Origin of the sequence: Bradyrhizobium sp. BRP56 (genome assembly GCF_020194035.1) — a bacterium.
In the GTDB taxonomy this organism is placed as follows: domain Bacteria; phylum Pseudomonadota; class Alphaproteobacteria; order Rhizobiales; family Xanthobacteraceae; genus Bradyrhizobium; species Bradyrhizobium australafricanum.
In genome coordinates, this window is the sequence record NZ_JADYVV010000015.1 from 16,950 (window position 1) to 37,671 (window position 20,722).

The 20,722-nt window shown below is 64.7% G+C and carries 19 protein-coding genes; 4 read left to right on the top strand and 15 right to left on the bottom strand.

Features of this window, described 5'->3' with window-relative positions:
- Positions 1-464 precede the first annotated feature (464 nt).
- The 14 genes from I6F38_RS13095 to ugpC form a co-directional block, all read right to left on the bottom strand.
- Positions 465-824: an OB-fold domain-containing protein gene (locus I6F38_RS13095; protein WP_225160621.1), complete on the bottom strand. Its 360-nt coding sequence runs from the start codon at positions 822-824 to the stop codon at positions 465-467.
- On the bottom strand, positions 821-1,957 hold the full coding sequence (locus tag I6F38_RS13100; RefSeq protein WP_225160622.1) for a thiolase family protein: 1,137 nt from the start codon (positions 1,955-1,957) through the stop codon (positions 821-823). The genes I6F38_RS13095 and I6F38_RS13100 overlap by 4 nt, the downstream gene beginning before the upstream one ends.
- A 125-nt stretch (positions 1,958-2,082) precedes the next feature.
- Positions 2,083-3,249: an acyl-CoA dehydrogenase family protein gene (locus tag I6F38_RS13105; RefSeq protein WP_016847185.1), complete on the bottom strand. Its 1,167-nt coding sequence runs from the start codon at positions 3,247-3,249 to the stop codon at positions 2,083-2,085.
- 11 nt (positions 3,250-3,260) lie between these two features.
- Positions 3,261-4,460, bottom strand: coding sequence for a CoA transferase (locus tag I6F38_RS13110; protein ID WP_225160623.1), 1,200 nt, complete (start codon positions 4,458-4,460; stop codon positions 3,261-3,263).
- 163 nt (positions 4,461-4,623) lie between these two features.
- Positions 4,624-4,833: a hypothetical protein gene (locus I6F38_RS13115; protein ID WP_057019739.1), complete on the bottom strand. Its 210-nt coding sequence runs from the start codon at positions 4,831-4,833 to the stop codon at positions 4,624-4,626.
- Positions 4,834-4,976: 143 nt separating this feature from the next.
- Positions 4,977-6,515, bottom strand: a complete 1,539-nt coding sequence (locus I6F38_RS13120; RefSeq protein WP_225160624.1) for an AMP-binding protein — start codon at positions 6,513-6,515, stop codon at positions 4,977-4,979.
- Position 6,516: 1 nt separating this feature from the next.
- Entirely contained in the window at positions 6,517-7,686 is a 1,170-nt protein-coding gene (locus I6F38_RS13125) for an acetyl-CoA acetyltransferase (RefSeq protein WP_028344634.1), read from the bottom strand.
- Between the two features lie 45 nt (positions 7,687-7,731).
- On the bottom strand, positions 7,732-8,382 hold the full coding sequence (gene eda, locus I6F38_RS13130; protein WP_225160625.1) for a bifunctional 4-hydroxy-2-oxoglutarate aldolase/2-dehydro-3-deoxy-phosphogluconate aldolase: 651 nt from the start codon (positions 8,380-8,382) through the stop codon (positions 7,732-7,734).
- Positions 8,379-9,335 (bottom strand): sugar kinase, encoded by a 957-nt coding sequence (locus tag I6F38_RS13135; protein ID WP_225160626.1) that lies wholly within the window; start codon positions 9,333-9,335, stop codon positions 8,379-8,381. Before I6F38_RS13135 ends, eda begins: the two co-directional genes overlap by 4 nt.
- A gap of 129 nt (positions 9,336-9,464) precedes the next feature.
- Positions 9,465-10,451 carry a D-erythronate dehydrogenase gene (denD, locus tag I6F38_RS13140; RefSeq protein ID WP_225160627.1) on the bottom strand — a complete coding sequence of 329 codons (987 nt, stop codon included), beginning with the start codon at positions 10,449-10,451 and terminating at the stop codon, positions 9,465-9,467.
- A 52-nt stretch (positions 10,452-10,503) separates the two neighbouring features.
- Positions 10,504-11,427 carry a carbohydrate ABC transporter permease gene (locus tag I6F38_RS13145; RefSeq protein ID WP_225160628.1) on the bottom strand — a complete coding sequence of 308 codons (924 nt, stop codon included), beginning with the start codon at positions 11,425-11,427 and terminating at the stop codon, positions 10,504-10,506.
- Positions 11,420-12,379, bottom strand: coding sequence for a sugar ABC transporter permease (locus I6F38_RS13150; protein ID WP_225160629.1), 960 nt, complete (start codon positions 12,377-12,379; stop codon positions 11,420-11,422). Before I6F38_RS13150 ends, I6F38_RS13145 begins: the two co-directional genes overlap by 8 nt.
- A gap of 110 nt (positions 12,380-12,489) precedes the next feature.
- A complete protein-coding gene (locus tag I6F38_RS13155) occupies positions 12,490-13,809 on the bottom strand; it encodes an ABC transporter substrate-binding protein (RefSeq protein WP_057019733.1) in 1,320 nt (439 codons plus the stop codon).
- Positions 13,810-13,885: 76 nt separating this feature from the next.
- Positions 13,886-14,953: a sn-glycerol-3-phosphate ABC transporter ATP-binding protein UgpC gene (ugpC, locus tag I6F38_RS13160; RefSeq protein ID WP_028334988.1), complete on the bottom strand. Its 1,068-nt coding sequence runs from the start codon at positions 14,951-14,953 to the stop codon at positions 13,886-13,888.
- Positions 14,954-15,161: 208 nt separating this feature from the next.
- Here ugpC and I6F38_RS13165 point away from each other — a divergent pair, with 208 nt between their 5' ends.
- The 4 genes from I6F38_RS13165 (at position 15,162) to I6F38_RS13180 (ending at position 19,847) form a co-directional block, all read left to right on the top strand.
- Complete coding sequence (locus tag I6F38_RS13165; protein ID WP_225160630.1) at positions 15,162-16,190, top strand: LacI family DNA-binding transcriptional regulator; 1,029 nt, start codon at positions 15,162-15,164, stop codon at positions 16,188-16,190.
- A gap of 212 nt (positions 16,191-16,402) precedes the next feature.
- On the top strand, positions 16,403-18,241 hold the full coding sequence (locus I6F38_RS13170; protein WP_225160631.1) for an IlvD/Edd family dehydratase: 1,839 nt from the start codon (positions 16,403-16,405) through the stop codon (positions 18,239-18,241).
- Between the two features lie 112 nt (positions 18,242-18,353).
- Positions 18,354-19,088 carry an SDR family oxidoreductase gene (locus I6F38_RS13175; protein ID WP_225160632.1) on the top strand — a complete coding sequence of 245 codons (735 nt, stop codon included), beginning with the start codon at positions 18,354-18,356 and terminating at the stop codon, positions 19,086-19,088.
- A gap of 12 nt (positions 19,089-19,100) precedes the next feature.
- Positions 19,101-19,847: an SDR family NAD(P)-dependent oxidoreductase gene (locus I6F38_RS13180; RefSeq protein WP_057019729.1), complete on the top strand. Its 747-nt coding sequence runs from the start codon at positions 19,101-19,103 to the stop codon at positions 19,845-19,847.
- On the opposite strand, the gene I6F38_RS13185 is transcribed toward I6F38_RS13180, so the two are convergent.
- Positions 19,844-20,716, bottom strand: coding sequence for a LysR substrate-binding domain-containing protein (locus I6F38_RS13185; protein WP_225160633.1), 873 nt, complete (start codon positions 20,714-20,716; stop codon positions 19,844-19,846). The two genes, I6F38_RS13180 and I6F38_RS13185, sit on opposite strands and share 4 nt — an antisense overlap.
- Positions 20,717-20,722: the final 6 nt, after the last annotated feature.

Here is a 20,722-nt window from a genome sequence, read left to right on the forward strand (position 1 = left end):
CGAACTGGCATCCACTTCGCTCGAAAGCGCTCTGGACGGGCTGCTGTCGCAGGAGCAACACGCGCGAGTCAAATTGCCGCCGCATTCCCAGACAACGCTGTCACAGTCGATATTCGCTGAGTGGGGACTCGTCAAAAGCGAATACTCGACGCGGGGTGTTCCGAGTAAAAAATCCGGCCGTCTTGCGCGCAATTCGCGCAACGATGAGTCACGCCCAAGTCTAGGGGAAACGCATGAAGGAAGCCACCAAGAGGGCGGCCTCGGAAGCGCTTGCGCAAATGCTGGCGGTGACGGCAATGCTCGTCATCGCCAGCTTCATCTTTTATTGGCACTGAGGCATGATCCGGAAAAGTGTGTAGCGGTTTTCCGAAAGATCATGCCCAAACAGGTTATCCGCAAACTATGAGGGGCAAGAGCGAACCTGTTCAGCCTGGTCTTGCGTTCTGACTGGATCGTTCAGCCCCTCATTTCGCCTTTGCGAAATACGGAACCAGCCGTCCCGCGAATTGCGTGAAGCGCGCCGCGACCTTGTCGCCGATGGCAAGGCCGTGGTCGCCATGGGCCATCATGCGAAAGCCCTCGTCGGCATCGACAAGCACGATGTTGTACGGCACATGCGCCCGCGTCTCCGGCGTCGCGGCGCGGCAGACCAGCGAGGTCGCATACACCGTCCCCGCCCCGCTCGCGCGATGCTCGGCAAGATCGGGCGAACCGCAGGCGGCACAGAAGCCGCGGCGGAAATATTGCCGCGCGCCGCAACCGTTGCAGGTCTGGTAGACGATGGCTTCAGTGCCCTTGGTCCAGTCCACGATCGGTCCGCTCATCGCACGCGCTCCAGGAACATGCTGACATGTGACGACAGCACCCCGCCGTCGCCGTGCAGCAGCGCCACCGAGGCGTCGCGCACCTGACGATTTTCGGCGCGGCCGGTCATCTGCAGATGGGTCTCGACCAGATGCGCCATCGCGCCGCCGACGCCGCAATGGCCGTAGCTGAGCAGGCCGCCATGGGTGTTGAGCGGCATCTCGCCATCCTGATTGAAATAGCCGGCACGCACCCGCGCCGCCGCCTCACCGCGCCCGGCAAGGCCGAGATCCTCCAGCAGCATCGCGAGCGTGATCGTGAAGCTGTCATAGACCGCGGCGTAGCGCACGTCCGGGATCGCGACGCCCGACACGTCTTTCGCTTTCGTGATCGAAATCTCGGCGCCGAGCTCACTGAGCGCAGGCGCTGCGGTGACGTGCTGATGGGTGTGCGCCTGGGCGCAGCCGCGGACGCGGACCTGCCGCTCGCCGGTCGGCTCGCGGCTGATCACGCAGGCCGCACCGCCGTCCGACACCGGGCAGCAGTCGAGCAATTTGAGCGGCATCGCCACCGGCTTGGAGGCCATCACGTCGGCAACCGTGATCGGCTCGTGGAATTGCGCGCCGGGATGCGTCAGCGCGTGCTTGCGCATCAGCACCGCGAACTCGGCAAGGTCTTCCTGCGTGAGGCCGTATTCATGCATGTAGCGCGTCGCGACCAGACCGTAATAGGCCGGGATCGTCGGCCCCAGCGTCACCTCGTAATCGGAATGCCCGACCTGGGCCAGCGCCTGGATCGAGGCGTCGCGGCTCTGCCCGGTCAGTCGGTTCTCGCCGCCGACCACCAGCACGTGTTTTGCAACACCGGCGTCGACCAGGTGATGCGCCAGCATGGTCATCGCAAGCCCGGTGGCGCCGCCGACCTGCACGGCGTGCGCGTAAGACGGGCGAATGCCGAAGTGTTCGGCGAAGACCGTGGCCAGCATGATGTGCGGCGAGACCGTGGAGTAGCCGCACAGGATGCCGTCGATGTCGGAGCGCTTCAGCCCGGCATCGGAGATCGCAAGCTCAGCCGCCTTGCTCATCAGGTCTAGCGAGGACAGGCCCTCATGTTTGCCGTAGGACGTGAGGCCGACGCCGGTGACGAAGCTCATGTCAGCGCACCTATCTCAGAGCGTCATTCCGGGGCGATGCGAAGCATCGAACCCGGAATCTCGAGATTCCGGGTCTGGTCCTTCGGACCATCCCGGAATGACAACCTACAATGACTTGCGTCATCTCAATACGACTTCGGAAGGCCGAGCACCTTCTCGCCGATGAAGCTGAGGATCAGCTGCGGACTGATCGGCGCGATGCGCGGGATCAGCGATTCCCGCAGGTAGCGCTCGACGTGATACTCCTTGGCGTAGCCGAAGCCGCCATGGGTCATCACCGCTTGCTCGCAGGCATGGAAGCCGGCTTCCGCCGCGAGATATTTTGCGGAGTTCGCCGCGGGGCCGCAGGGCAGGTTCTGGTCATACTGCCAGCCGGCGCGCAGCACCATCAGCCAAGCGGCCTCCAGTTCCATCCAGCACTTCGCCAGCGGATGCTGGATCGCCTGGTTCATGCCGATCGGACGGTTGAACACGATGCGACCCTTGGCGTATTCCGACGCCCGCTTCAGCGCGATCTGGCCGAGGCCGACGGCTTCGGCCGCGATCAGGATGCGTTCGGGATTCATGCCGTGCAGGATGTATTCGAAGCCGCGGCCCTCCTCGCCGATGCGGTCTTCGACCGGGATCTCGAAATTCTCGAAGAACAGCTCGTTGGAATCGACCGGCTTGCGGCCCATCTTCTCGATCTCGTGCACGGTGACGCGCTTGCGGTCGAAATCGGTGTAGAACAGGCTGAGGCCATGGGTCGGGCTGCGCACCTCCTCCAGCGGTGTGGTGCGCGCGAGCAGCAGGATCTTGTTGGCGACCTGCGCGGTCGAGATCCACACCTTCTGGCCGTTGACGATGTATTTGTCGCCCTGGCGCACCGCACGGGTCTTGAGCTGCGTGGTGTTGAGGCCGGTATTGGGCTCGGTCACCGCGAAGCAGGACTTGTCGCGGCCGTCGATGATCGGCGGCAGCATGCGCTGGCACTGTTCCCTGGTGCCGAACACCACCACCGGATTGAGCCCGAACACGTTCATATGCACCGCGGACGCGCCGGACATGCCGGCGCCGGATTCGGAGATCGTGCGCATCATGATCGCGGCATCGGTGATGCCGAGCCCGGAGCCGCCATACTCCTCGGGGATGCAGATGCCGAGCCAGCCGGCATCGGCCAGCGCGCGGTGGAAGTCGGCCGGATAGCCGCCCTCCTTGTCCTTCTTCAGCCAGTAGGCTTCGTCAAAGCGCGAGCAGATCTTGGCGACGGCATCGCGGATCGATTCCTGGTTGGCGGAGAGTGCGAAATCCATCTGTCGTGCTCCTATGCCTGCACCGCTTTGGCGGCGCCGTCGCGCACCATCGCCGCGATCTCCTCGGTGGAGAAACCTGCCTCCCGCAAGATCTCCGCGCTGTGCTCGCCGAGCCGCGGCGCCAGCCGGCTCGGCTCGACCTTGGTCTCCGACCACCGCGCCGACGGCGTCATGCTGCGGATCCGCCCCTCGGTCGGATGATCGACCACGGGGAAGACGCCGGTCGCGACCATATGCGGGTCCTCCAGCAGGCTCTCGAGATCGTGCATCGGCATCACCGGCACGTCGGCCTTTTCGAGGATCTCGTTCCACTCTGCGGTGGTCTTGGTCTGCAGGATGCGGGCGAGCTCGGCGTAGACGACATCGATATTGGTGGCACGGCCGGCGAAGGTCGCGAATTTCGGATCGCTGCGCAGATCGTCGCGGCCGGTCGCCTTGAAGAAGTTCTCCCACTGCTTGTCGTTGTAGACGATCACGCAGATATAGCCGTCGAGCGTCTTGTACGGCCGCCGGTCCGGCGACAGATGGCGCGCATAGCCGCCCTTGTCGAGCGGCGGATCGTAAGTCAGGCCGCCCATGTGATCGCCCATGACGAAGCCGGCCATGGTCTCGAACATCGGGATGTCGACGCGCTGGCCCTGCCCGGTGCGGTCGCGATGCACGAGGCTCGCGCAGATCGCGCCGACCGCGGTGAGGCCGACGATGCGATCGACCAGCGCATTCGGTACGTAGCGCGGCACGCCGTCCGACGTTTGGGCCATCAGCGCCGGCAGCGCGGTCGCGCCCTGGATCAGATCGTCATAGGCGGGCTTGGCGGCATAAGGTCCCTCCTGGCCGAAGCCGAACACGCCGGCATAGATCAGCCGCGGGTTGACCTTGGAAACGACGTCATAGCCGAGCTGCAGCCGCGCCATCGCCTGCGGGCGCACATTGTAGACCAGCACGTCGGCCTTCGCGATCAGCCGCAGCACCGCCTCGCGCCCCGCCGGCTTCTTCAGATCGAGGCAAACCGAGCGCTTGCTGCGGTTGGTGTTGAGGAACACCGGTCCCATGCCGGGATGCCGCGTTGGGCCGATCTGCCGCGTCACGTCGCCATCGGGCGATTCCACCTTGATGACGTCGGCGCCGTAATCGCCCAGCATCTGCGTGGCGTAGGGTCCCATCAGCACGGTCGTCATGTCGACGACCTTGATACCCTGCAGTGGTCCCATCGTCCTGTTCGCTCCCGGATGTCGTGGTTATGGAGCTAGTAACGGGAGCTATTCCAAGAGATCAAGCTGCGCTGGGCGTATGGGCGTATGCATGGCTGCGGCCGGGCCGCTTCCGTACGGCGGAACGCAGGGTGGGCAAAACCAAGCGGATTCACCGCCGCCCTTATGCCGGCGACTGCCCCGTCATCACCTCGCGCGCCTTCAGGAGCTTTTCCAGTTCCGCATTCTGCTGCTCGAGCCGCTCGGCGATGCGTTCCTCGACTTCGGCGCCGGCTGCGCCCGCGGCCTGCTCGATCAGCTGCCTGATATTGTCCCGGAGGATCGCGATGCGATCGTTCACTTCCGACAGCGACAGAGACGTCTCGATTCCCATGGTCCGTTCTCCCGGTGACAAGCACGGGCAGCTTAGCGCGGCGGGAGGCGGCGGCCTATCCCTTAACCGCTTTAGTGACCCCAATCCCTACTGTGCATGGGGTTGTTTTCGATGTTTTCGATTCAACCCAGCCTCGCCGCGATTTAGGCCATGCCTTTGGCCAGCATCTCCCGCAGCGCGGTCTTCAGCACCTTGCCATAATTGTTCTTCGGCAGTGCACCGAGATAGACATAGCGCTTCGGCCGCTTGAAGCGGGCGATCGAGGCGAGGCAATGCGCGTCGAGCTTGCCGTCGTCGGCGGCGGCGCCGTCGGCCAGCACGACGCAGGCGACGACGATCTCGCCCCATTCCGGATCCGGCACGCCGACGGCCGAGACCTCGCGGACATCGGGATGGGTCAGCAGGGCTTCCTCGACCTCGCGCGGATAGATGTTGGTGCCGCCGGAGATGATCACGTCCTTGGAGCGGTCCGACAGCGTGAGGAAGCCGTCGGCATCGAGCCGGCCGACATCACCGGTGCGCAGCCAGCCGTCCTTCAGCGTCTCGGCATTGGCCTTGGGATTGTTCCAGTAGCCGAGCATCACGGTCGCGCCCTTGACCTCGATCTCGCCGGTCTCCCCGGCAGGCAGCGGGTTGCCGTCCCTGTCGGTGATGCGCACGGTGACGACGCTCTGCGCCAGCCCGACCGAAGCCAGCCGTTCGAGATAGCGCGGATGATCGCTCCGGGCGTGCCAGCCGCGCGACAGCGCCGTGATGGTCATCGGCGACTCGCCCTGGCCATAGATCTGCACGAAGCGCTGGCCCATCGTCGCCATCGCATCGGTGATGTCGGCCGTGTACATCGGACCGCCGCCATAGATGATGGTGCGCAGCCCCTCGCCGTTCTCGCCGCGCTTCTTCGCGGCATCGACCAGGCGGCGCACCATCGTGGGGGCCGCGAACATCACGACATTGTCGAGCTGGCGGCCGAGGTTGAGCACCTCATCCGGATCGAAGCCGCCGGACTCCGGCACGACGTGGCGGCCGCCCATCCGGACATGCGGGAAATTGTAGAGGCCGGCGCCATGCGAGATCGGCGCGGCATAGAGCGAGGCATCGTGCGGCGTCGCCGGATCGACGTCGGCGAGATAGCACAGCGACATCGCGACCAGATTGCCGTGGCTGAGCATCACGCCCTTGGGACGGCCGGTGGTGCCCGATGTGTAGAACAGCCAGGCAAGATCGTTGCTCTCGCGCGGCAGCGGCGCAGGTGGGCCCTCGCCGCTTCGCATCGTCTTGTAAGCGTCGCTGTCGACCGACAGCATGGTCATGCCGGCGGGGCAGTCGTCCTTCGCCTCTTTCAACGCACCGATCGTGTCATCGGAGACGAAGGCGAGCTTGGCACCGCCATTGCCGCAGATCCATGCCGCCTCTCGGCCGTGCAGCTTGGCATTGATCGGGATCGCGGCGGCGCCGATCCACCAGATGCCGTAGAGGCATTCGAGATATTGCGTGCAGTTCGACGCAAACAGCGCGATGCGGTCGCCCGCGGCAACGCCGTGATCGCGCGCCAGCGCCGCCCCGATCGAGGCGGCGCGGCGGGCAAAGGTGGCGTAGTCGGCGTCGAGATCGAAACCGGTCAGCAGCGCCGGCGCGTCGGGACGCGCCCGTGCCGTCGCCGCCAGCCATTCGGCAATGTTCAAGCTACTTCGCCGGCTCGAGGATCGAGACGTAGTTGGCGACCGCGGCGCCGCCCATGTTGAAGATGCCGCCGATCTGCGGGTTCTTGAGCTGCATGCCCTCGGGCGCCTGCCCCGTGAGCTGCATCGCGCTCATCACATGCATGGAGACACCGGTGGCGCCGATCGGATGGCCCTTGGCCTTGAGGCCGCCGGACGGATTGACCGGCAGCTTGCCGTCCTTCTGGGTCCAGCCTTCCATGATCGCGCGCGCCCCCTGTCCCTTCGGCGTCAGGCCCATCGCTTCGTATTCGATCAGCTCGGCGACGGTGAAGCAGTCATGGGTCTCGACAAAGGACAGATCGGAGAGCTGCAGGCCGGCCTTCTGCAGCGCGCGCTGCCAGGCCGTGGTGCAGCCTTCGAACTGCAGGATGTCGCGCTTCGACATCGGCAGGAAATCCTGCGCATGCGCGGTGGCGCGGATGTTCACCGCCTTGCCCATGGTCTTGGCGGTCTCGGCATCGGTCAGCACCAACGCGGCGGCGCCGTCCGAGACCAGCGAGCAGTCGGTGCGCTTCAAGGGTCCGGCGACGAACGGGTTTTTGTCGCTCTCGGCGCGGCAGAACTCGAAGCCGAAATCCTTGCGCATCTGCGCATAGGGATTGGCGACGCCGTTCTTGTGGTTCTTGGCGGCGATCATCGCCAGCGCATCCGACTGGTCGCCGTATTTCTGGAAATAGGCCTGCGCGATCTTACCGAACACGCCGGCGAAGCCGCCGACCGTGTCGCCATCCTCGGGCAGATACGACGCCTTGAGCAGGTTCTTGCCGATCTCCGGGCCCGGCGTCTTCGTCATCTGCTCGACGCCGACCACCAGCACGATCTTCGCGGCGCCGGCTTCGATGGCGCGAATGCCCTGATGCACGGCGGCCGATCCGGTGGCGCAGGCATTCTCGACCCGGGTGGTCGGCTTGAAGCGCAGCGCCGGATTGGCCTGCAGCACCAGCGAGGCCGTAAAATCCTGGGGCGAGAAGCCGGCGTTGAAATGGCCGAGCATGATCTCGTCGACATCGGACGCGGCGATGCCGGCGTCAGCCAGCGCCTCGTTGGCGACCTTGACCACGAGACCCTCAACGGTCTCCGCGTCGAACTTTCCGAATGGCGTGTGCGCCCAACCCACGATGCTGGCGGTCATGGCTGTATCTCCCTGTTCCTGTTCGGAGAGTTATGTAGCGTATCTTCAGGCGGCTTTCAGCGTTTTCATCGCCGTCGCGCACATGGCGGTTATGCCGGCCCAATTGCCGGCGCGGATATCGGCCGCGGGGCACAGCCAGGAACCGCCGACCGCCAGCACATTCGGCTCGGCGAGCCAGGTCGCCGCATTGGCCTCGCTGACCCCACCGGTCGGGCACACCCTGACCTGCGGAAATGGCCCGGCCAGAGCCCGCAGTGCCTTGATACCGCCGGCCTGCTCGGCCGGGAAGAATTTGACGACGTCGAAGCCGTGGGCCAGCGCCTGCATCAGCTCGGAGGCGGTCGCGATCCCCGGCGCGAAGGGCAGCCGGCTGGCGGCTGCCGCCGTCAACAGCTCGGGCGTCGCACCCGGGCTGATGCCGAATTTGGCGCCCAGCGCCTCGGCACGCGCCAAATCGTCACCATTGAGGATCGTGCCGATCCCGACGATCGCCTCCGGCACACCGGCGATGATGGCCCTGGCCGCGTCGACCGCGACCGCCGTCCGCAGCGTCACCTCGAGCGTCCGCACGCCGCCGGCGACCAGCGCCTTCGCCAGCGGCACCGCGTCCTCGAGCCGCTCGATGGTCAGCACCGGGATCACGGTGGCCTGGCGGATCAGCTCGGCGATCCGGTCCTGCTTCGATGTCGTTGTCATTGCGAGGCCTTGCGGGATGGTGGGAGACGAAGCGCCTTCTTCGGCGGCATGGCGTAACGCGGAATGATCGCGCCGGGATAGCACACCACGACCCCGGCCAGCCGATGGCCGGCGCGCGCCGCCTCCTCGGGTTCGGCGCCGCCGAGCCGCGCGGCGAGATAGGCGGCGGCAAAGCTGTCGCCAGCCGCGGTGGTATCGACCACCGGCTTGGTGAGCTGCTCCGCCTTCACCTCGCGCGTTCCGCCGGCCGAGCGCACGATGCAGGCCGGCTCGGCGAGCTTCAGCACCACCTCGGGGCTCGAGATGCCCGCCAGCAGCGCCGTGTTGCTCTCGCCGGGATAAAGCGGCGCCAGATCCTCGGTCGAGGCAAGCACGATATCGGCCGTCTCGAACGCGCTGCTGAAGACCTTCCGCGCGACGTTCAGGTCCGGCCAGCCGCGGGCGCGGAAATTGGTGTCGAACGCAAACCGCGTCCCCAGCAGCCGCGCACGCTTCAGCGCCGCCAGCAATCGCTCCTGCCCATCCTCGCGCAGGATCGAGAGCGTAATCGCCGAGAGATAGACGAGGTCATAAGTCGCGAGTGAATTCAGGATGTCTTCCGTTTCGGGCAAATCCATCAGGTCGCGGGCGGCGGCGCTGTCACGCCAGTGGAAGAAGCGCCGCTCGCCCTTGTCGTCGGTCTGGATCAGATAGAGCCCGGGCAGCTTGCCCGCCGATCGCGCGACATGCTTGGTGCCGATGCCTTCGCTCACCCAGCCCGCGATCATCTCATCGCTCAGCGCATCATCGCCGAGCGCCGTGAAGTAATCGACGTGGACGCCGAGCCGGGACAGATAGACCGCGGTGTTGAGCGTGTCGCCGCCAAAGGAGCGCGAATACAGCCCGCCGAGCTGGCCGCCAGGAGCCTGACGCAGCTCGATCATGCATTCGCCGATGCTGGCAACTCTGGTCATCTCGCGAGCCGCGCTAAAGCGCGATGAAGCCTGGTTGAATCATCATCGCGCTTAGCCCCTTGTCTGAGCATGATCTTCTCGGAAAACCGCTTCGCACCTCTCCGGATCATGCTTTAGCCCGGACGCCGCTCAGGCGGCGAACTTGCCGCCGAGTTCGTCCTCGATATGGATCCGGATGATGTCGTCGAATGTCTTCTCGGCTGTGGTGAAGCCGAGCTTCAGCGCGCGGTCGGTGGCGAAATCGCGCGGCCAGCCCGAGACGATGCTGATGATGGTCGGATCAGGCACCCGCTTGATCCGCGCGGTGACGTTCTTGCCGGCGACGCGCTCCAGCGACGCGATCTGCTCGCCAACGGTGACGGACATCCCGGGCATGCTCAGATTGCGCCGTGGCCCCATCGCATTGAGATCCATCGTGCCGGCGTGAACCAGAAAGCCGACCGCCGATTTCGGCGAGGCGTGCCAGTGCCGGACGTCCTCGGACACCGGCAGCACCGCCTCCTCACCCGCCAGCGGCTCGCGGATGATATTGGAGAAGAAGCCGGACGCCGCCTTGTTCGGCTTACCCGGACGCACGCAGATTGTCGGCAGACGGATCGAGATCCCGTCGAGCAGACCCTTGCGGGTGTAGTCGTTGATCAGGAGCTCGCAGATCGACTTCTGGGTGCCATAGCTCGTCAGCGGCGTATGGAAGAACTCGTCGCCGATCTTCTCGGGGAACGGCGCACCGAACACCGCGATCGAGGACGTGAACACCAGCCTCGGCTTGTAGCCGCCGCCGACGGCACGGACGGCGTCGATCAGATAGCGGGTGCCGTCGAGGTTGATCCGGTAGCCCTTGTCGAACTCGGCCTCGGCCTCGCCCGAGACGATCGCGGCGAGATGGAAGATCACGTCCGGGCGCTCGGCGATCAGAGGTGCCGCGGCGCCGGCATCGGCGAAATCGGATGCGACGACATTGACCGGGATCGAGGCATTCGCGGGCTTGGCCGGCGCGACCACGTCCTGCAGCGTCATCCGGGTGATCTCTTGCTTGCCGAGGCGGCCCTCGCGCAAGAGACGCTCGGTCAGCTTGCGGCCGACCATGCCGGCGGCGCCCAGAATCAGAATGTGCACGACCCTGCTCCTTTTCTTGTCTTGTTCGAATTCAGCTGCGGGCCTTGCGCGCTCATTCCTTCACGGCACCCGTCATCGCCGAGACATAATGCTCTACGAAGAATGCGTAAAGAATAACCAGCGGCAGCGAGCCGCATAGCGCCCCTGCCATCAGGGACCCCCAGCGATAGATGTCACCGTCAACGAATTCGTTGACGATGGCGACCGGCACGGTCTTGTTCGGGGTCGATTGCAGGAACGTCAGCGCATAGATGAATTCGTTCCAGCATAGCGTGAAGCAGAAGATGAAGGCCGAGATCAGGCCGGGGACGGCAAGCGGCAGCACGATCTTGATCAGGATTTGCCAGCGGCTGGCGCCGTCGATCAGTGCGCATTCCTCGAGCTCGAACGGGATGGTCTTGAAATAGCCCATCAACAGCCAGGTCGAGAACGGAATCAGGATCGTCGGATAGGTCAGGATCAGCGCCAGGGGCGAGTCGAACAGGCCGTACTGAAACACGACGGTCGCGAGCGGAATGAACAGGATCGACGGCGGCACCAGATAGGCCAGGAAGATCAGGCCGCCGACGACGTTGGCGCCCTTGTAGCGCAGCCGCACGATCGCATAGGCCGCGAGCACGCTCGCGATGATCGACAGCACGGTGGCGCCCACCGCCACATACATCGTGTTCCAGAGCCAATGCGGATAGTAGCTCTCGAACAGCAGCTTGTGGACGTGCTTGAAGGTCGGATTCCAGGTCCAGAACGGATTGTACTTGTCGAGGTCGAGCAGTTGCTCGTCCGGCTTGATCGCCGTCAGCCCCATCCAGTAGAACGGGAACAGCAGGATGATCACGATGATCGACAGCGGGATGTAGAGCGTCACGATCCGCCGCGGCACCGACTGCAGGTAGCTCATGCCCTCGCTGTTATCGACGCGCGACGACGTCGACAGGATGCTCTTGAGGTCGACCTTGGAGGCGGGAAGATCAGTCATTGCTCTCTCCCTGCTGCCACTTCCTGCGCTGCAGGCCGAACCATGACACCATGATCGCGGCGAGCAGGAACGGGATCATCGCGCTCGAGATCGCGGCGCCCTCGCCCAACTGCCCTGCGATGATCGCGCGCTGATACGACAGCGTCGCCATCAAATGGGTGGCGTTGACCGGACCGCCGCGGGTCATCGCCCAGATCAACTGGAAGTCGGTGAAGGTGAACAGCACAGAGAACGTCATCACGACGGCGATGATCGGCGTCAGCAAGGGATAGGTGATGTAGCGGAACATCTGCCAGCGCGAGGCGCCATCCAGGGTCGCCGCCTCGTACAGCGACGGCTGCACGGTCTGCAGGCCGGCCAGCAGCGTGATCGCGACGAACGGCACGCCGCGCCAGATATTGGCGAAGATCACGCAGATCCGGGCCCAGGTGGTGTCGCCGAGGAAATTGATGTTCTGGGTGATCAGACCGAGATGCTTCAGCGACCAGGAGATGATCGAGAACTGGGAATCGAAGATCCACCAGAACGCCAGCGCCGACAGCACGGTCGGCACGATGAAGGGGATCAGCACCGCGGCGCGCAACAGCGCCTTGAACGGCATGCGCTCGTTGAGCAACAGCGCCAGATAGAGTCCGACCGCGAACTTCACGGCGCTCGCGATGAAGGTGTAGATCAGCGTGTTGAAGACCGACAGCCAGAAGATGGCGTCGTCCCACAGCCATTCATAGTTCTCGGTGCCGATGAAATGACCGACGCGGCCGATGCGGGTGTCGGTGAAGGACAGCCAGATCCCGAGCCCCAGCGGATAGGCCAGGAAGAAGATCAGGAACGCCATCGCCGGCAACATGAACCAGAATCCGAGCCAGTTCTTGTTGTGGCGGAGCTGATCCCATGCGGTCGCTTCGCGGATTTCGGTTTTCGCACGTCGCGGCGCGAGGGCGATGTCAGCCATAGGCGATGTCCCGATTGCTCAACGGATTGAGCATGACTACGCAATATTCCAATGATGGCATTCCAATGATGACGCCGGGCGGCGGCTCTCCGCCGCCCGCGGCCATCACATCAGCGATAGATACGCTTCAGCTGCCGTTCGGCTTCCGCCATCGCGGCCTTGCCGTCCTTGGCACCGGTGCAGTAGTTCGCGAACATGTCGACCACGATGAAGTCGGCGATCGCGGTCGCGGCCTTCTCGCCGGGCGTGCCGATGCCGGAGGCCGGCAGCGCGCGCTTCGAGGCCTGGCCGAACACCGCGTTCTTCGGATCGGCGGTCCACACCGGAGCCGAGTCGTAGGCGTTGAGCGTGTGGGTGAGATAACCCCGCGCGCCCGACAGCCACTTCTCGAAATTCTCCTTCTCCAGCATGAAGGCGATGAACGCCTTTGCCGCGTTCGGATATTTGCAGAAGTTGAAGGCGAGGATCGGAACCGCGAGTTGCAATTCGGTCGGCTTGCCGATCGAGCCGACCGGCCACAATGCGTGGTCGATGTCCTCGGCGAGCTCCTTCTTGCTCGGATCGTCCTTGGCCGCGACGTAGATCGAGATGCCGTTCGAGGTCAGGAACAGCTCGCCGGACAGGAAGGCCTTGTTGTTGGAGGAATCGTTCCAGGACGCGACACCCGGAATGAAGGTCTCCGACAGCGCCTTGGCATACTCCAGCGCCTTCATCGTCTCCGGCGAATTGATGATGACCTTGTCGTCCTTGTCGACGGTCCAGGCGTTGTGGCCCCAGAGGATGTTGTGCACCCAGGCATTGGCGTCGCCGGTGGCGTGGCCGAGCGCGAAGCCGGCCGGCGTATTGTTCTTCTTCAGCGCCTTGCACAGTTCGAGATAGGCCGGGAAATCGGACGGCACCTGCTTGAAGCCGGCCTTCTCGACGGCCGACTTGCGATAGGTCAAATAGCCGCCGATGGTCGCGACGGGAATGCCGAGCCAGTCATTGCCCTGCTTGCAGGTCTTGGCCGCGGCTTCGGTCCAGCCGCCATATTTGTTGCCGAGATAATCGGCAACGTCGTTCATCTTGAGAACCTTGGTCGGGAACAGCTGCGGCAGCGTGTGCAGGCCCCAGGCGAGGTCGAGACCCGAGCCGGTGTTGGCGGCGACCGAAGCCTTCGGCTGCACATCCTCGAAGGACTCGCTGAACACGTTCATCTCGGTGCCGGTTGCCGACTTGAAGGCCGCGACCATGGCGTTGAATGCATCGTCTTCCGCGGGCACGAAGCGCTTCCAGCGCATCACGGTGAGCTTGGCGCCGGGCTCCGCCTTCCAGGGCGCGCTCTGCGCCCAGGCCTTGGCGAAGTCGAACAGCGCCGGCCCGGTGAGCATGCCGGTTGCAGCCAGCGCCGTGCCGCCCTGAAGTAGCGAGCGGCGAGTAAAATCGTGCATCGTCCTTCTCCCTATGATTGTGTTTTTGTTGTTTTTGATCTGGCCTGTTGGTCGGCCATTAAGATCGATCGGTCCGTCAGCTGTTCAGTCGTTTCCCCGTCGAATCGTCGAACAGATGGACCAGCGACGGATCCGGCTTGAGCCGAACCTTGTCGCCCGGGTTGAACAGATGGCGCTCGCGGAACACGGCGACGACCTGCTCGCCGCCGAGCTTGGCGAACACCTGGGTCTCCGAGCCGGTCGGCTCTACCACCACGATCTCGGCCTCGGCGCCGTCATCGGCAATGGTGAAATGCTCGGGCCGCACGCCGTAGACCGCGGGCTGGCCGTCGGAATTGGCCGGCGCCGATTTCAGCGGCAGCTTGACGCCGTTCGGTCCCTCGAAATAGGCGGCGCCGTTCACCTTCACATTGCCCTTGAGGAAATTCATCGCCGGCGAGCCGATGAAGCCGGCCACGAACTGGTTCGCCGGCGTGTCATAGAGCTCGAGCGGCGAGCCCATCTGCTCGACGATGCCGTCGTGCATCACGACGATCTTGTCGGCCATGGTCATGGCCTCGATCTGGTCGTGGGTGACGTAGACGGTCGTGGTCTTCAGCCGCTGGTGCAGCTCCTTGATCTCGGTGCGCATCGCAACACGCAGCTTGGCGTCGAGGTTCGACAGCGGCTCGTCGAACAGGAACACCTGGGGATCGCGCACGATGGCGCGGCCCATCGCGACGCGCTGGCGCTGGCCGCCCGAAAGCTGGCGAGGATAGCGCTCGAGCAGCGGCGTCAGTGCGAGGATTTCCGCGGCGCGCTTGACGCCGGTCGAGATTTCCTCGGGCTTGGCGCCGCGCAGCTTGAGCGAGAAGCCCATGTTGTCGGCGACGGTCATATGCGGATAGAGCGCGTAATTCTGGAACACCATCGCAATGTCGCGCTCTTTGGGCTGGACATTGTTGACGACGCGATCGCCGATCGAGATCGTGCCGGAGGTGATGTTCTCGAGCCCCGCCAGCATGCGCAGCAGGGTCGACTTGCCGCAGCCGGAGGGGCCGACCAGAACGACGAACTCGCCGTCCTCGATCGGGATCGACACGCCGTGCAAGACCTCAAAATTGCCGAACGATTTCCGCACGTCGCGAATCTGGACCGACGACATCCACTTCCCTCCCTCAAGTTCCCGACGACGTACGACGAGTGCCGCCACCGCTCTGTTTTGTGTTCCGGCCGCGCTGGGTGCGCGGCGCTGTTGGACTGGCGTTATTGTCCGCAGTTTATCCGGTTTTGGCAATCGTTCGATTAGCAATCGCTTGGTAGCGCTGTCAATATCAGTTTGTCTGCGACGAACGTCGTGATATGAGCGGCAAATGGCCCGAAAGCGCATCACGCCAGGCAAGATCCGGCTCGCCGAAGTCGCGAAGCTCGCCGGTGTCAGTCCGATTACGGCCTCACGGTTCTTCAGAAATCCGGAAGCACTTTCGGCCGGCAAGCGCGCGCGGGTCGATAGTGCGGCAAAAGAACTCGGTTACGTGCCCAATCTCGCGGCACGCGCGCTTGCGTCGCAGCGCACCGAGGTGATCGGTGTCCTGATCCCGTCGCTGACCAACAACGTGTTCTCCGACGTGCTGCGCGGCATCTACGACGCGCTCGACGGCAGCCGCTACAGCATTCAGCTCGCCAACACGCGCTACAGCATCCTGCAGGAAGAGCGCCTGCTGCGTCTGTTTTTGGCACAGAAGCCCGCCGGGCTGATCATTACCGGCATCAACCAGACCGCCGATTCCCGCCGCATCATGGAGACGGTCGATTGTCCCATCGTCCAGATCATGGAGGTCGGTCCCTCCCCGATCGACATGATGATCGGATTCTCGCATTTTGACGCCGCAAAAGCGGCCATCGCCCACCTGCTGGCGCAGGGCTACCGGCGGATCGGATTCCTCGGCGCACGGATGGATCCGCGGGTGCAGCGCCGGCTCGACGGCTATCGCTCCGCGATGACCGACGCCGGGCTGTTCGATCCACAGCTTATTGTGACAACGGCGATCCCGACCTCGGTCACGCTCGGCGGGACGCTGTTTGCCGACCTGCTCGCCAAGGCGCCCGACATCGACGCCGTGTTCTGCGTCAATGACGACCTTGCGCTCGGCGCGCTGTTCGAATGCAAGCGCCGGCACATGGCGGTGCCGGAGCAGATGGCGATCGTCGGCTTCAACGACCTCGAATTTATGGCGTCGAGCGAGCCGACCTTGAGCAGCGTGCGCACCAATCGCTACGAAATGGGCAGAAACGCTGCCGTGATGGTGATCGAGACGCTGGAAGGGCGCCGGCCCACTGATCCCGTCGTCGATCTCGGCTTCAGTGTCATGGAACGGCAAAGCTCGGCGCGACGCAATTGACGTCGCCCGCTACCTGGCCGTCACAAGGGACCCGAAAAATGATAAAATGATAGCGCAACCAAGACCCTTCAACTAAGGTCCAATCCATCACACGAAACACCTGTGCGTGATCGGTCGGGTTTGTAATGCACGACGATTTGCGCAAGGTAGCAACGACGTTGAACCAGAGCCCTTGAATGGGCCCACCAGAGTTTGCATTGCGGGAGAAACCAATGACAAAACCCCCCACCAACGGGCACGACGCCGCACGCGCGACCAGCAAGGGCAAGGGCCGCAGGCTCCGCTCCCAGGAATGGTTCGACAACCCGCACAATCCGGGCATGACCGCGCTCTATCTCGAGCGCTATCTCAACTACGGCCTGACGCGAGAGGAATTGCAGTCGGGCAAGCCGATCATCGGCATCGCGCAGACCGGCAACGACCTGTCGCCCTGCAATCGGCATCACCTCGAGCTCGCACACCGCGTCCGCGAGGGCATCCGCGCCGCCGGCGGCATCGCCATGGAGTTTCCCACCCATCCGATCCAGGAGACCGGTAAGCGCCCGACCGCGGCGCTCGACCGCAACCTCGCCTATCTCGGCCTGGTCGAGGTGCTGTTCGGCTATCCGCTCGACGGCGTGGTGCTGACCACCGGTTGCGACAAGACCACGCCGGCCTGCATGATGGCGGCGGCGACCGTCAACCTGCCGGCGATCGTGCTGTCGGGCGGCCCGATGCTGAATGGCTGGCACGAGGGCCAGCGCACCGGCTCCGGCACCGTGGTGTGGAAGGCGCGCGAGCGGCTCGCCGCCGGCGAGATCGACTATGAGCAATTCATCGAGATCGTGGCCTCCTCGGCGCCCTCGGTCGGCCATTGCAACACCATGGGCACCGCCTCCACCATGAACTCGCTGGCGGAAGCGCTCGGCTTCTCGCTGCCGGGCTGCGCGGCGATCCCGGCGCCGTATCGCGAGCGCGGCCAGATCGCCTACGAGACGGGCAAACGCATCGTCGACATGGTCTGGGAGGATTTGAAGCCGTCGGACTTCCTGACGCGCGAGGCGTTCGAGAACTGCATCGTGGTCAACTCCGCGATCGGCGGCTCGACCAATGCACCGATCCATATCAATGCGCTGGCGCGCCATGTCGGCGTCGAGCTGTCGATCGACGACTGGCAGAAATACGGCCATGACGTCCCGCTGCTGGTGAACATGCAGCCGGCCGGCTTCTATCTCGGCGAGGAATATCACCGCGCCGGCGGCGTGCCCTCGGTGGTGCGCGAGCTGATCAAGTACAAGCGCATCCACGAAGGCGCCCTCACCGTCAACGGCCGCACCATGGGCGAGAACTGCAAGGAAGCACCTGCGCCCGACGGCGACGTGATCTGGGGCTACGACAAGCCGCTGGTGAAGGACGCCGGCTTTCTGGTCTTGCGCGGCAATCTCTTCGATTCCGCGATCATGAAGACCAGCGTGATCTCGAGGGAATTCCGTGACCGGTACCTGTCCAACCCGAAGGACCTCAATGCATTCGAGGGCCGCGCCATCGTGTTCGAGGGGCCGGAGGATTATCACAACCGCATCGAGGATCCCGCGCTCGACATCGATGAGCACTGCGTCCTGTTCGTCCGCGGCACCGGCCCGATCGGCTATCCCGGCGGCGCCGAGGTGGTGAACATGCAGCCGCCCGCGGCGCTGATCAAACGCGGCATCCTGTCCCTGCCTTGCATCGGCGACGGAAGGCAGTCCGGCACCTCGGGCTCGCCCTCGATCCTCAACGCCTCGCCCGAGGCCGCCGCCGATGGCGGGCTCGCGATCCTGAGGACCGGCGACAAGGTGCGCATCGACCTCAACAAGGGCAGCGCCAACATCATGATCTCGGAGGATGAGCTGCGCACCCGCCGCGCCGAGCTGAAGGCCAAGGGCGGCTTCCCGCATCCGGCCAACCAGACGCCGTGGCAGGAGCTCTACCGCAAGACCGTCGGCCAGCACGCGACCGGCGCCTGCCTCGAGCTCGCGACGCGCTACCACGACATCGCCGGCAAGGTCGGCGTGGCGCGCGACAATCACTAGGACACAAACCGTCATTGCCGGGCTCGACCCGGCAATCCATCGCTCCTCGAAGATGGATGCGCGGGTCAAGCCCGCGCATGACACTGCAAATCGCCAAAGAAGGAAGAAATGCATGTCAGACCGCCTGAAGGGCAAACGCGCATTCGTAACCGCAGCGGCCGTCGGCATCGGCCGCGCCTGCGCGCTGGCCTTTGCCCGCGAGGGCGCGACCGTGTTCGCGACCGATATCGACGAGGGCAAGCTTGCGCTGCTCAAGCAGGAAGGCGTCGCCGAGGTTGCAAAGCTCGACGTGCGCGACACCGCAGCCATCGAGGCAATGGCAAAACGCGTCGGCAAGACCGACATCCTGCTCAATGCCGCGGGCTTCGTGCATCACGGCACAGTGCTGGAGTGCTCGGACGACGACTGGGACTTCTCCTTCGACCTCAACGTCAAGTCGATGCACCGCACCACGCGCGCTTTCCTGCCCGGCATGCTGGCGCAGGGCGGCGGCGCCATCGTCAACATCGCCTCCGCCGCCGGCGCGGTGAAGGCGGCGCCGAACCGCTACGTCTATAGCGCCACCAAGGCCGCGGTCGCGGCACTAACGCGCTCGGTCGCGGCCGATTTCATCACCAAGGGCATCCGCTGCAACTGCATCTGCCCCGGCACCATCGAGACGCCTTCGATGCTTGAGCGTGCGGCGGCTGCCGGCCCGCAGGGACGCGATATGTTCGTTGCGCGTCAGCCGATGGGCCGGCTCGGCACCGCCGAGGAAATCGCTGCGCTCGCCGTCTATCTTGCCAGCGACGAAAGCTCGTTCACGACAGGCGTCGCGCACGTCATCGACGGCGGCTGGACACTCTAATCGGGAGGCAACATGAACAAGATCGATCTGAACGGCCGCTGTGCCGTCGTCACCGGCGGCGCTCAGGGCTTTGGCCGCGCCATCACCGAGCGCTTTGTCGCGTCGGGCGCCAAGGTCGCGATCTGGGATTTCGACCAGCCGCTGGCCGAGAAGACCGCGCGGGCGATCGGCGAGAACGTGATCGCGATCAAGACCGACGTCACCAATCCCGACGCGGTCGACGCCGCGCGCGATCAAACGCTGCGGGCGTTCGGCAAGATCGACATTCTCGTCAACAACGCCGGTATCACCGGAGCCAACAAGCCGGTATGGGAAACCGATCTCGACGACTGGCGCAGGGTGATGCGCATCAATCTCGAGGGTCCCTTCATCTGCTGCAGGGCGATCGTGCCGACTATGATCGGCCAGAAATACGGCCGCATCGTCAACATCGCCTCGATCGCCGGCAAGGAGGGTAATCCGAACGCCGCGCATTATTCGTCGTCGAAGGCGGGCCTGATCGCGCTCACCAAATCGCTCGGCAAGGAGCTCGCGCAGCACGACATCCTGGTCAATGCGGTGACGCCGGCCGCAGCGAAGACCGCGATCTTCGACCAGATGACCCAGCAGCACATCGACTTCATGCTGTCGAAGATCCCGAAGGCCCGCTTCGTGCAGGTCGAAGAACTCGCCTCGATGGTTGCGTGGCTGGCGTCGGAAGACTGCGCCTTCTCCACCGGCGCGGTGTTCGACATCTCCGGCGGCCGCGCGACCTACTAACTCGCTGCTCGCCTCGCCGGCTGCCGCAGCGCCGCGACGAGATGATCGGCCAGGAGTGACGCCGCGTGCGACAGGTTTTGCGCGCGATGCAGCCGTATCTCGGCCCGCGGCAGCCGCGGCATGCCGTCGCGCGCGGTCAGCCGACGCAGCGTCGGCGGAAAGGTCCCCGACTTGACCACGGTCACAGCAAGCCCCTGCGCCGCGATCGCCTCGACCGCGGACAGGCTGTGGCTGACAAAGGCGAGCCGCCACGGCCGGTTCGCCTGGTCGAGCGCCTGCATCGCCCAGCTCCGGAACAGGCAGCCCTGCGGGTAGAGCGCGACCGGCAGCGGATCGAGCTCCTCGACGCGATGCGCAGCGCTCGCGGCCCACACCGCCTGCTCGGTGCGCAGCAACTCGCCCTCGCCGCGTCCCTCGGGGTGCATCGCAATCACGAGGTCATAGGCTTCGCCGAGCCGATCGGTCATTGTCGACGTCAGCCCGGTCTCCATCTCGACATGGATCAGCGGATAGCCGGCGATGAAGTCCTTGAGCAGCGGCGGGACAATCATCGTCCCATAGTCGTCCATCACGCCGAGGCGAACCCGTCCATCCGTGCCATGCTCGCGCACCCGGCCGACCGCCTCCGCGTTGAGGCTCAGGATGCGGCGGGCATAACCGAGCAATCCCTCGCCGGCTGCACTCAGGTCGACACTGGACGTGCTGCGGTGAAACAGTTCGGCCTGCAGCCGCTCTTCCAGCCGCTTCACCTGCATGCTGACGGCGGATTGGGTCCGGTTCAGCGCCGAGGCCGCGCGGGTGAAGGAGCGATGCTCCGCCACCGCGACAAAGGCCTGCAGAAGATCCGGGTCCAGGATGGGCGCACTCATAACGAT